Origin of the sequence: Pseudomonas sp. BF-B-30 (genome assembly GCF_019956305.1) — a bacterium.
Classification (GTDB): domain Bacteria; phylum Pseudomonadota; class Gammaproteobacteria; order Pseudomonadales; family Pseudomonadaceae; genus Aquipseudomonas; species Aquipseudomonas jessenii.
In genome coordinates, this window is sequence record NZ_JAHBDG010000012.1 from 55,158 (window position 1) to 67,217 (window position 12,060).

Annotated in this window: 8 protein-coding genes and 1 tRNA gene; 8 read left to right on the plus strand and 1 reads right to left on the minus strand. The window is 53.9% G+C overall.

The window, feature by feature from the left end; all coding sequences use genetic code 11:
• Nucleotides 1–18 precede the first annotated feature (18 nt).
• The 6 genes from rpoD (at nt 19) to KGB29_RS08850 (ending at nt 8,183) form a co-directional block, all read left to right on the plus strand.
• Nucleotides 19–1,866, plus strand: a complete 1,848-nt coding sequence (gene rpoD, locus KGB29_RS08825) for an RNA polymerase sigma factor RpoD (RefSeq protein WP_057713062.1) — start codon at nt 19–21, stop codon at nt 1,864–1,866.
• Between the two features lie 122 nt (nt 1,867–1,988).
• Complete coding sequence (locus KGB29_RS08830; RefSeq protein WP_150814000.1) at nt 1,989–5,735, plus strand: bifunctional diguanylate cyclase/phosphodiesterase; 3,747 nt, start codon at nt 1,989–1,991, stop codon at nt 5,733–5,735.
• 15 nt (nt 5,736–5,750) lie between these two features.
• Nucleotides 5,751–5,827, plus strand: a tRNA-Ile gene (locus tag KGB29_RS08835).
• Nucleotides 5,828–5,933: 106 nt separating this feature from the next.
• Nucleotides 5,934–6,998: a site-specific integrase gene (locus tag KGB29_RS08840; RefSeq protein ID WP_223616387.1), complete on the plus strand. Its 1,065-nt coding sequence runs from the start codon at nt 5,934–5,936 to the stop codon at nt 6,996–6,998.
• 299 nt (nt 6,999–7,297) lie between these two features.
• Entirely contained in the window at nt 7,298–7,546 is a 249-nt protein-coding gene (locus tag KGB29_RS08845; RefSeq protein ID WP_223616388.1) for a hypothetical protein, read from the plus strand.
• Nucleotides 7,539–8,183 (plus strand): helix-turn-helix domain-containing protein, encoded by a 645-nt coding sequence (locus KGB29_RS08850; protein WP_223616389.1) that lies wholly within the window; start codon nt 7,539–7,541, stop codon nt 8,181–8,183. Before KGB29_RS08845 ends, KGB29_RS08850 begins: the two co-directional genes overlap by 8 nt.
• Nucleotides 8,184–8,310: 127 nt before the next feature.
• On the opposite strand, the gene KGB29_RS08855 is transcribed toward KGB29_RS08850, so the two are convergent.
• The gene (locus tag KGB29_RS08855; protein ID WP_223616390.1) at nt 8,311–9,219 is read right to left on the minus strand and encodes a site-specific integrase; all 909 of its coding nucleotides are present in this window, start codon (nt 9,217–9,219) and stop codon (nt 8,311–8,313) included.
• A 1,248-nt stretch (nt 9,220–10,467) separates the two neighbouring features.
• Between KGB29_RS08855 and KGB29_RS08860 the strand changes: the two genes are divergently transcribed.
• Together KGB29_RS08860 and KGB29_RS08865 are read left to right on the plus strand one after the other, a co-directional pair.
• The gene (locus KGB29_RS08860; protein ID WP_223616391.1) at nt 10,468–10,839 is read left to right on the plus strand and encodes a hypothetical protein; all 372 of its coding nucleotides are present in this window, start codon (nt 10,468–10,470) and stop codon (nt 10,837–10,839) included.
• 351 nt (nt 10,840–11,190) lie between these two features.
• Nucleotides 11,191–11,592: a hypothetical protein gene (locus KGB29_RS08865; RefSeq protein ID WP_223616392.1), complete on the plus strand. Its 402-nt coding sequence runs from the start codon at nt 11,191–11,193 to the stop codon at nt 11,590–11,592.
• The last annotated feature ends 468 nt before the right edge of the window (nt 11,593–12,060 follow it).

Consider the following 12,060-nt stretch of genomic DNA (forward strand, 5'->3'; position numbering starts at 1 on the left):
TTCAGTGGATAGGGTGTTATGTCCGGAAAAGCGCAACAGCAGTCTCGTATCAAAGAGTTGATCACACTTGGTCGTGAGCAGGGCTACCTGACTTACGCGGAGGTCAACGACCACCTGCCGGAGGATATTTCAGATCCGGAACAGGTGGAAGACATCATCCGCATGATCAATGACATGGGGATCAACGTATTCGAGGTTGCGCCAGATAAGGATTCCCTTATGCTGGCCGACGCCGATACCGACGAAGCCGCAGCCGAAGAGGCCGCTGCAGCGTTGGCTGCGGTCGAGACCGACATTGGTCGCACTACCGACCCGGTGCGCATGTACATGCGCGAAATGGGTACGGTGGAGCTCCTCACGCGTGAAGGCGAAATCGAAATCGCCAAGCGTATTGAAGAGGGCATCCGTGAGGTGATGAGCGCAATCGCGCACTTCCCTGGCACGGTTGATCATATTCTCTCCGAGTACACCCGCGTCACCACCGAAGGTGGTCGCCTGTCCGACGTTCTGAGCGGTTATATCGACCCGGACGACGGCATTGCGCCGCCTGCGGCAGAAGTGCCGCCGCCGATTGACGCGAAAGCCGTCAAGGCGGATGACGATTCCGACGACGAAGAGGGTGAAGCCTCCGATGACGAGGAAGAAGCCGAAAGCGGTCCGGATCCGATCATCGCTGCACAGCGTTTTGGCGCCGTGGCCGATCAGATGGAAATCACCCGCAAGGCGCTGAAAAAGCACGGTCGCAACAACAAGGCAGCGATTGCCGAGCTGTTGGCCCTGGCCGAGCTGTTCATGCCGATCAAACTGGTGCCGAAGCAATTCGAAGGCCTGGTCGAGCGTGTTCGCAGTGCCCTGGATCGCCTGCGTCAGCAAGAGCGCGCAATCATGCAGCTCTGCGTTCGTGATGCGCGCATGCCGCGTGCCGACTTCCTGCGCCAGTTCCCGGGCAACGAAGTCGACGAAAGCTGGAGTGATGCCCTGGCCAAAGGCAAAGGCAAATACGCTGAAGCCATTGGTCGTCTGCAGCCGGACATCATCCGTTGCCAGCAGAAGCTGACCGCGCTGGAAACCGAAACCGGTTTGACAATCGCCGAGATCAAGGACATCAACCGTCGCATGTCGATCGGTGAGGCCAAGGCCCGCCGCGCGAAGAAAGAGATGGTTGAAGCCAACTTGCGTCTGGTGATCTCCATCGCCAAGAAGTACACCAACCGTGGCCTGCAATTCCTCGATCTGATCCAGGAAGGCAACATCGGCTTGATGAAAGCGGTAGACAAGTTCGAATACCGTCGCGGCTACAAATTCTCGACTTATGCCACCTGGTGGATCCGTCAGGCGATCACTCGCTCGATCGCCGACCAGGCCCGCACCATCCGTATTCCGGTGCACATGATCGAGACGATCAACAAGCTCAACCGCATTTCCCGCCAGATGTTGCAGGAAATGGGTCGCGAACCGACCCCGGAAGAGCTGGGCGAACGCATGGAAATGCCTGAGGACAAGATCCGCAAGGTATTGAAGATCGCTAAAGAGCCGATCTCCATGGAAACCCCGATCGGTGATGACGAAGACTCCCATCTGGGTGACTTCATCGAAGACTCGACCATGCAGTCGCCAATCGATGTTGCAACCGTTGAGAGCCTTAAAGAAGCGACTCGCGAAGTACTGTCCGGCCTCACTGCCCGTGAAGCCAAGGTATTGCGCATGCGTTTCGGTATCGACATGAATACCGACCACACCCTTGAGGAGGTTGGTAAGCAGTTCGACGTGACCCGTGAGCGGATTCGTCAGATCGAAGCCAAGGCGCTGCGCAAGCTGCGCCACCCGACGAGAAGCGAGCATCTGCGCTCCTTCCTCGACGAGTGATCACAGAACCCCCGGCCCAGGCCGGGGGTTTTGCTTTGTACAGATTAAATCCCCCTGCTTCCCCCCTCCGCCCTGTAGCCGTCTACACTCGAAACATTCCCCCGAGCCATAACGAGACCGTTATGCCCAGACTGCCGACCGTGCTTTTTTTGCTGTCGCTGATGACCTGGACCGCAACGGCTGGCGCGCTGACTCTCACTGACGAAGAACGTAGCTGGCTGGCGGCTCACCCGGAATTGCGTCTGGGTGTCGATGCGTCATGGCCGCCCTTCGAGTTTCGTGACGATGAGGGCCGCTACCAGGGCCTTGCCGCGGATTACATTGAGGTCATCCGCAAAAGGCTGGCAACCCGGCTCACGCCGATCGAGCCGGTGAGCTGGACCGCCGTCCTGGAACAGGCCAAGAAGGGCAAGCTGGACCTGCTGCCGGGCATCATGTCGACCCCGGAACGCCAGAATTACCTGTCGTTCACCCGCCCCTATCTGGATTTTCCGATTGTCATCCTGGCCCATGTCGGGGGTCCTCAGCCACATAACCTGAAAGACCTGTACGGCCTGAAAATCGCCGTGGTGGAAAACTACGCCCCCCACGAACTGCTGCGCACCCACCATCCTGACTTGAACCTTGTGGCAATGCCCAACGTCAGTTCGGCGCTGCAGGCGCTGGCCATCGACGAAGTAGACGCAGTGGTAGGCGATCTGGCTTCCAGCGTCTGGAGCCTGCGCCAACTCAAGCTCGATGGGTTGTATGTCAGCGGTGAAACGCCCTATCGCTATCAACTGGCCATGGGTGTACCCCGCAACAACAAGATGCTGGTCGGCATTCTCGATAAAGTCCTGGCGGACATGAGCCCGGCTGAAATCAGCGCCATTCAGGAGCATTGGGTCGGTAACGTCCTCGATCATCGAACTTTCTGGAGTGACTTGCTGGTGTACGGCCTGCCCGGATTGCTGCTGCTGACTACTGTGCTGGCGGTGGTTATCCGCATCAACCGCCGCTTGAGCTCGGAAATCGCCCGCCGGGTCGACCTTGAACAGGAACTGCGCAGCAGCGAATACCACTACCGCGGCCTGGTGGAGAGCCTGTCGGCAATCGCCTGGGAAGCAAAAGTCACGGACTTCACCTACAGCTATGTATCGCCCCACGCCGAAGACCTTCTCGGTTATCCCCTGTCCCATTGGCTGATTCCAGGCTTCTGGCGCAACATCATTCACCCCGCCGACCTGACCCGAGCCCAGACCTTCTGCGATCACGAAGTACTGGCCGGGCGCGATCACCGCCTCGATTACCGGGTGATTACCGCCGACGGCCGCTGCCTGTGGGTGCGAGATATCGTCAGCCTGATCGAGCACGGGCATGAGCCGGTGCTGCGCGGCTTGATGATCGATATCACCGACGCCAAGCGCACTGAAGAAGCACTGCGCCTGTCGGAACAGAAATTTGCCTCCGTGTTCCAGCAATGCCCGGACATTCTGGTGATCGCGCGCCTGAGCGACGGTTGCCTGCTGGAGGTCAACGAAGCATTCGAGGAGCAAATCGGCCTCAAGGCCGAGGACGTCATTGGCCAGACCGCCACCAACCTGAACATCTGGGGGATTCCCGGTGTCGGGCCGGGCCTGCTGCAACGCTTGCAGGCCGGCAGCATCCGCAACCTGGAAATGCCCTTTCGCCGCAGCAACGGCCAGGTGTTTACCGGCCTGATCTCCGCCGAACCGTTCGACCTCGACATGACACCGGCGCTGGTGGTCGTGGTGCGGGACATCACCCAACTCAAGGAAACCCAGCAACAGCTGCAAACATCCGAAGAAAAGTTCGCCAAGGCCTTCCACGCCTCCCCCGACGGTTTGCTGCTGTCACGGCAAAGCGATGGCTTGCTGTTGGAGGTCAACGACGGTTTTAGCCGCATCACCGGGTTCAACAGCGCCATGTCGGTGGATCGTTCGGCGCTGGACCTGGGGATCTGGGTCAACCTCAATGAACGCAAGCAAATGCTCGATCTGCTGCGCCGCGATGGTTTTGTCCGCGACTTCAGCTGCCATATCCGCCGCAGCGACGGGCAGATCCGACTCTGTGAAGTATCCAGCCGACCACTGCCGATTGGCGATGACGACTGCATGCTGACCATCGCCCGGGACATCACCGAGCGGCACCTGATGCAGGAAAAACTGCAACAGGCCGCCACCGTGTTCGAAAGCACCGCCGAAGGCGTATTGATCACCGACACCCAACAGCACATCAGCGCGGTCAACCGTGCTTTCACCGAAATCACCGGTTACAGCGAAAGCGAAGCCCTGGGCCACACGCCACGCCTGCTCGCCTCGGGCCTGCATGACAGCGCGTTCTACGCGGCCATGTGGCATCAATTGACCGCCGAAGGCCACTGGCAAGGCGAGATTTCCAACCGACGCAAGAATGGCGAGCTGTATCCAAGCTGGCTGACCATCAGTGCCGTGCGCAACCGGGAGAACTTCATCACCCACTTTGTCGCGGTGTTCGCCGACATTTCCAGCCTCAAGCACGCCCAGGCCAAACTCGACTACCAGGCACACCACGACCCGCTGACCGGCCTGCCGAACCGTACGCTGTTTGAAAGCCGCCTGCTGACGGCGCTCAACAGCCAGCAGGAAAACGGCGGCCAGGGCGCGGTGCTGTTCCTCGACCTCGACCGCTTCAAACATATCAACGACAGCCTCGGCCACCCGGTCGGCGACCTGCTGCTCAAGGGCATTGCCGTGCGCCTCAAGGAGCAGTTGCGTGACATCGATACCGTGGCGCGCCTGGGGGGTGACGAATTCATTATCCTGCTGCCGGGCCTGCAACAATCCAGCGATGCCGACCACATCGCCACCAAACTTCTCAACTGTTTCGCCGCGCCGTTCCAGGCCGGTGAACACGAGTTCTTCATCAGCGCCAGCATCGGCACCAGCCTCTATCCGAAGGATGGCTGCGACGTTGCCACACTGATCAAGAACGCCGACGCCGCGATGTACCGCTCCAAGGCCAAGGGCCGCAACCGTGTCGAAAGCTACACCCGCGACCTAACCGCCCAGGCCAGCGAACGCGTGGCGCTGGAACACGAACTGCGCCGTGCCATCGAGCGCAACGAGTTGCGCCTGTGCTACCAACCGAAAATCAGCCTCGAAGACTACAGCCTGGTCGGCGCCGAAGCCCTGATCCGCTGGCACCATCCGACCTTTGGCGACGTGCCGCGGGAACACTTCATCCCGCTGGCCGAAGAAAACGGCATGATCCTGCAAATCGGCGACTGGGTCCTGGAAACCGCCTGCCGGCAGATGGCCGAATGGCACCGGCTGTACGAAAATCCCGGCCCGCTGTCGGTCAACCTGGCCGGCGCCCAACTGCGCCAACCCAACCTGCTGGGCCGCATCGAACAGTTGCTCAAGGACAACGGTCTCAACCCCGGTTTCCTGCAACTGGAAATCACCGAAAACTTCATCATGAGCCAGGCAGAGGAAGCGCTGGCGGTATTGCATCAACTCAAACAACTGGGCGTGCAACTGGCCATCGATGACTTCGGCACCGGCTACTCGTCCTTGAGTTACCTCAAGCGCCTGCCGCTGGACATCCTCAAGATCGACCAGTCCTTCGTCCGCGGCCTGCCGGACGATCCCCACGACGCGGCGATCGTCCGCGCCATCATCGCCCTCGGACGCAGCATGCAGTTCACCGTGATTGCCGAAGGAGTCGAGACCCACGCGCAACAGCAATTCCTCGCCGCCGAAGGCTGTGAACAAATCCAGGGCTACATCGTCAGCCTGCCCCTACCCCCCGACGAATTTGCCGCAACGTTTCTTCGTACAGCAGTAAAGGCTTTTTCGGATAGCACAGTCGCAAAACCGTCGCTATAATCCGCGACCTACTGAGGGCCTATAGCTCAGTTGGTTAGAGCAGAGGACTCATAATCCTTTGGTCCACGGTTCAAGTCCGTGTGGGCCCACCATACAAATCAAGGCCTGCAGCCCCCGCTGCAGTTTTTGACGCCATAATCAGATGTTCCCGAGGTACAGTTTCGGTACAGTCCGTATCGACCGTCCTCGGAGAAACGTATGGCAACCCTCGTAAAAACCCCCTCTGGCACATGGAAGGCTGTCATTCGCAAGAATGGTTGGCCAACAACATCCAAAACCTTCCGTACCAAGCGTGATGCTGAAGATTGGTCGCGCCGAACCGAAGACGAAATGGTTAGAGGCGTGTATATCCAGCGCAGCGGCTCCGAGCGTATGACGCTTGAGGCAGCACTCAAACGCTATCTGAGCGACATCACGCCCACCAAAAAACTCACAACCCAACGCGGTGAGATTTCTAAAGCCAAGAAAATCACCGAGCATCTTGGCAAATACTCTCTTGCCGCCCTCTCCGCTGAAATCATCGCGGGGTATCGCGACAAGAGACTGAACGAGCCCGGCCGTGATGGAAACATCAGCAACAACACTGTGCGCCTCGAACTGGCTCTGCTGAGCCACCTTTACACCGTTGCCATTCAGGAATGGGGTTTGGGACTGACATTCAATCCAGTGCTGAACATTCGCAAGCCAAGTCCTGGCGACGGTCGCGACCGCCGGCTATCAACGGATGAAGAGCGCCGCTTGGTTTCAGCAGTCAATGCACACAGCAATCCAATGCTGGGGTGGATTGTTCGCATCGCCTTAGAAACTGGTATGCGCTCATCTGAAATAACATCCCTACGCCTACCGCAGGTTGATCTAGCCAAACGCGTCATACGCCTTGCGGATACGAAGAATGATTCTGCTCGAACTGTTCCACTGAATAAGCGAGCTACCGAAGTCTTTCAATCTGCGTTGAAACATCCAGCACGACCTATCGACTGCCATTTAGTGTTCTTTGGAGAGCCCGGGAAAGACGGCAGGCGTAGGCCATATGCCTTTACAAAGGTTTGGGGCGTTCTAAAGAAAAAATTGGGAATGCCCGACCTACGCTTTCACGATCTTCGCCATGAAGCTGTCAGTCGGTTGGTGGAAGGAGGTCTTTCCGACCAGGAGGTCTCCGCGATTAGCGGTCATAAATCCATGCAAATGCTCCGACGCTATACCCACCTGCGTGCCGAAGATCTAGTATCAAAACTTGACCAGATCAAGCGAAACAACAGTTAAATGGGGCTACAAAGGCTATAAAAGTTTCTGCATGCGAAAACATTTATAGCCTTAGCTATATCCTCCAAAACACATCAAATCTCCCGCTCCATAAAACGTCATTCATCGCATACCTAACGTTTGCTCCACGTTGGTCCGGTCAGAATCCGATTTTCGATCGGCCCAGAAAAATGATAGCTGCACGCCCCTCAAGAACGGGGTGGAGCAGGTGCGGAGAGGATTCAAAAATGCCAAATGCTCAAAAGAGGTCACTCACTACCCACTATTAGGGTATTCGAAACCAAAAAGGCATTTGTACGATGCAAGACAAGATTGAAAAGCAGAAACAAATTGAGCAGCAGTTGCTCGATCTCTATGGCCCGGTTCTCACGAAAGAACATTTGGCTAAAGTTCTTCATAGAAGCCCTGATGGCCTGTCCTACACCCTTGCACGAAAAAGTGAATTCTCGGATAGCGTAAATTCGGGAAAACTGAAATTGGGGCGGCGTATCTACTTTCGAGCCAGCGACATTGCCGCTCTACTCGTCAGCGGTGGAAGCGATGACTGACAAAGACTCTCTGAAGGCCGATCTTTGGTGGTGCCATATTTTTAGGAGCATCGTCACCAGTGGCGATCTGCAAGTGCTTAGCGGTACAGCTATTAAAATTTATGTCGCACTCAAAGTCAGAGCGAATCTTCATTCCGGCGAGGCTGATGTCGGGCAGGACCGCATTGCAAAGGAGTGCGGCTTATCGGTCAGCAGTGTAAAACGTGGCCTGGCCGAGCTGAGAAAAATGGGGTACGTCGTTAGTGAGGAACAGCCAGGACGCGCATGTACGTACTGGCTGTTCGAACGATTCCCGGTAAGCAGGATGAATGGTGAGGTAGTAGCCACCGCAACATTTCCTTACGCAGGGAGAAAGGTGAATGAGCGCCAAGACGAGATCAAGAAAATGCTGGAAAAAGGAGGATTAGCTAACTCGTCACCCACTATAAAATTAGATATCAAGATTACAAATCAATTAGTTTTTACAGGAAACAACATCACTATTAATGGCAATGTAATTAATGGTTCACCGCCAAGCGCGGAGCTTCCCGCACGAATTGGCAAAACCCTAGAGAAGCATTTAATTCGGTCAGGCAATATAAAGAAAGAGGATGTAGTTTTCCACAGGCAGCACGCTGATGAGCTAGCTGATGAGTGAGCTAGGTCATAGGTGGTCTAGGAGATGGTTCATGTGTGAGCTCCTCGCCTAGGTCACCTGTGAGCTACATAAAGAGAGAACAAAAGAGAGAAAGATTTCTCAGCAAGAAGGAAAATAAAAATTAGGCTTAGCGTAGGTAGGTGTCCGTGATTTCGGGGCGGAAGTGCCCAAGCTCCTGAGACACGATCTTTTTCGCTCGGTCGATATTACCAAGACGCGCTTGGGCTTCCAGGTAGCGGTCCTGCGCATACTTGTGTCGAATACCATGCGCCCCGTTACTGAAACCTAGAGCCCTATAGCTGGCTTCGCTGAAGCTCTGAGACCAGGACTGACCACCAGCAATATCGTAATAACTATTGTAGTGAATCCGCCGATCGATCCGATCGACCGGTTCCGACAAGCGCTTAGCCTCAAGGCGCTGGGCAAGATGGTGCGGAACGCTAACCTCGCGAATCAGTCCGCCTTTTCCGACGACCGTGTATCGAACGCCGTCGCGAAATTTTTGCGGATCTGAAGGACGGTCACTCATAGGTCTCTCTTTCGCAGGCAGCAGTGTGAGCAGCTCGTGAGCCCGAAGGCCCGCAGCGGTTGCCAGCTCGGTTGATAAAGCATTGCGCTCGCTTTGACAGCTCATGATCCTCTTTACCTGGTCGGTGGTGTAGTTGCGACTGGTTAGCAGTTGTTGTTTATCTGCGTGTATTACAGGCAAGCGTTGCTTTTCACTGAGCCTTCCATTTTGTCGGAGTACCGCTTGAAGTGCTTGTCGATCACGATCTAGTGTTTTTTGCCCTACGACCTTGGCACGTTCATATAGATAAAACTTCGCAGCTTTTGGCGTCAGTTCGAACAAAGCACCTCGGCCCGACGTTTGAAGCCATGCAGCAGCAAGCCGAAGACTGCTTTCATAGCTGAGGGATGTTCCTAATCCGGCTATTCGGTTGGAGTTGAACATCGCTTTGCTTAACTCCCTGGCTTGGGTTTCGGGTTTTGCAAAGGTTCTGCTCGTTTTCTGTAAATTCGATAGTTTTCCTTTCATCGATCAGCCTTAATGCGCGATACACAGAATTTATCGAAGTTTCAATATTTTGCGATTTAAGTTTATCCAGTATATTTTTCGGGCTAAATTCGAGCCGATATCGATAATACTCGATAAGGCCAAGGTACTTATTTAGGTGACGTTTATATTTTTTGTGTTGCAGGCCCGCGTCTATTTTGTCGCGGTAGTATCTATATTGAGCGTCTTGAGCCGGGCGATAATTCATCGTTCGCTGCTTTAGGGAACGATGTATTGATCTTGATATCGCTGACTGACAGACGGAAATATTGCTTTCTTCTTTTAGCCAAAGCTGAATCATGGCCAGTGTGTAATGCTGCAGATGTCGAGATAGAATCTCATCTTTATACGTTGATAATTTGTCGTTCATGATTATGGCTTTACTGTAAGATACAGCCACTACTACAGCATGGCGGAAATTCAGCTGCAAACCAAAAGGTGCGCTCGAAATTCTCTATGCTTTGTAGTTCCGACATTCGATGAATGCCTAGCCCCGTTTTTCAGTCGGACTTATCAGTTAACAGCTGACGAATTTTCGTCAACGCAACGATGCGCTCGAAAGCACTCTCTCTGTTTGCTTCTCACTACCAAACTCGAGCTTACCAAGGTTAACGCGCCCTGATTAGAACTCAACTTATTGCCAAGCTTAGGCAGTGGTTTTTTACCTCATATCATCAGATGAAGCGGTCTGATAGTCAGGCCATTACAACAACCCTGATAGGTGACCAACCAATCGAGGCGTTGCTACTGACTACGTTGGAGAAATGCACCAACGTAGTCAGTCGCGCAGCGAGGAGAGCCAGAAGTGTCTGTGCTCACGCCTCGCACCTTCCCAGCTGGAGCATGCGAAATAGCGCTACGCTCGTAAGCCCAACATCATGAAAGGCATGATGCTGTTAGGGTTGAGTTCGTGGGTGAACTCAGTGGTGCAGACCGATAATGAATCTGCCATCCCTAGTAGGTCAACGGCATACGCGACGTGTCACATCGATTTTGCTTTTGACAACGGAGCGCGGCTCTGTACGGGTGTTTGAGCGAAGCGAGACACCCTGACAGAGCCGCGTGGGAACCACGCTGCAACGCGTAGAGCGTTGCTCCGATCAGCTCAAGCGTCCAATTCAGAACCTCAGATTGGAATCGAATTCAATTCCAATCTGAGGGAATACGAAAGGGCTTCTGGCACGCATCAACGTCCCTGAACATTCGGTCTCCAACTAAAGGAGACCGCGGATGAGCCTGACATTTGATGATGATTTGACAGCGGATTGGTCCGCGACCTGGGACAACCCCATCGACTTACGATGGATGTTCGACAGCCTAGCCCTCTGGCCAGGTCTGTGCTGGGTGATGCGCGGCGATCCAAATTATCGGCATGCCCAACTGAGCGGGGTACCAGCGTTTAATTGGGAAGAGTCAACGGCAATTGAGGTCCGGTTGGTAGAAACACCCCACCTGGATGCGGTTACGTTTTTTCTGGTTTTAAGCGAACTGAATAAACGCAATCACATGGATGCCCGTCTGGAGGAGCTTCATTTATGCAGGTACCAAAAACTGGTTGACCAATTGCCGGTGATCAATGTGCCGTATATCGGGAGGGCTTAATAATGACCGCCGACCGAATTCGATTTGTATGGTTGACTTCCGTACTTCTAACTATCCCCCCCATAGCATCCGTTTCGATTTGGCCAGGGTTTCTGACTGCACAACTGGTATGGGGTGCCCTTGCCTTATTCTCGACTGCAATCGCTATCCGGAGTTTATTGAGGCGGCAAGAACGGCGATTGGCTAGAGAGTTGTTCTGTGTACTGGTTGGCCTTGGCATCGGTCTTATCGCATCGCAGATTTTCCCAACCACGTAGGAGCGCTCCAACTCCCAGGATCGTTCTATGAACTTTAACCAAGCGTCGAATAAAATTTGCTGAAGTCTAATTAGATAAATTAACGGAAACCCTCATGAATAAAATAGTTTACGTAAAAGCTTATTTTCGACCTATGGGTGAAGAGGTAGAAATTGAAGTACCTACAGGACAATTTGAAAAAGGATTTTTTGGCAATGAAAAGGAAATAAAAACCAAAGCCGCCGAATGGAAACAGACTGGCTGGTCAGATGCACAAATTGATGGTGAACTTTTGACTGACAACATCAATGAGGCGGTGATTTTACTCAATCAAGAGGGTTACGAAGTCCAATCCATTCTTCCCATCATTTCAGGGGCTTATGCATTTAAGTATGACTATAAATCAGCGCACAACTCAGGAGGCATATTCGAAGGTGGAGGATGGGGATATGGATACGGCTATGGTTATAGCTTTACCGAGGGTGTAACCATTGTTGCGCGAAAAACAAAGTTCTAAAGATTGGTACCGACTATCTACAGTTCTGATGGCCATCGAACTTTAGGAGGATATATTCCTTAGTAAGATGTCAGTGCGGTGATTGTGCTGACTGTGATGAGTTGAGAAGGATGGAGGATCGGCTCCATCCCACAACCGTCAAACCACGTCATCGCTCGCCTGCGGCTACCGCACTGGACGCTTCGGGATATCAATTTTCCTATTTCTATAATGGAGACTCAGGCGTCCATCGTAAGGTGTTAAGTCAACGCCACATGCCCATCCGAAGCTATCAATAACAATTTGGATCGTTCCTCATTCGCAAAAAATGGCGAGTCGCCATTATGCTATCTATAGCTGGTCGTCGTACGCTAGACTGGACTGAGTCTAGAATTAGCGGACTTACTTCCCTTAGGAAAAGGTTGGCAGTTCGAACCTAGCTTGGAAATCATAAAAATCAATGACTTACCAGTTTTTGCCTCACAGAAT

Bases quoted from the DNA above. Each gene is read 5' to 3' on its own strand.
- rpoD (WP_057713062.1), top strand. From the start codon at position 19: ATGTCCGGAAAAGCGCAACAGCAGTCTCGTATCAAAGAGTTGATCACA.
- KGB29_RS08830 (WP_150814000.1), top strand. From the start codon at position 1,989: ATGCCCAGACTGCCGACCGTGCTTTTTTTGCTGTCGCTGATGACCTGG.
- KGB29_RS08840 (WP_223616387.1), top strand. From the start codon at position 5,934: ATGGCAACCCTCGTAAAAACCCCCTCTGGCACATGGAAGGCTGTCATT.
- KGB29_RS08845 (WP_223616388.1), top strand. From the start codon at position 7,298: ATGCAAGACAAGATTGAAAAGCAGAAACAAATTGAGCAGCAGTTGCTC.
- KGB29_RS08850 (WP_223616389.1), top strand. From the start codon at position 7,539: ATGACTGACAAAGACTCTCTGAAGGCCGATCTTTGGTGGTGCCATATT.
- KGB29_RS08855 (WP_223616390.1), bottom strand. From the start codon at position 9,219: ATGAAAGGAAAACTATCGAATTTACAGAAAACGAGCAGAACCTTTGCA.
- KGB29_RS08860 (WP_223616391.1), top strand. From the start codon at position 10,468: ATGAGCCTGACATTTGATGATGATTTGACAGCGGATTGGTCCGCGACC.
- KGB29_RS08865 (WP_223616392.1), top strand. From the start codon at position 11,191: ATGAATAAAATAGTTTACGTAAAAGCTTATTTTCGACCTATGGGTGAA.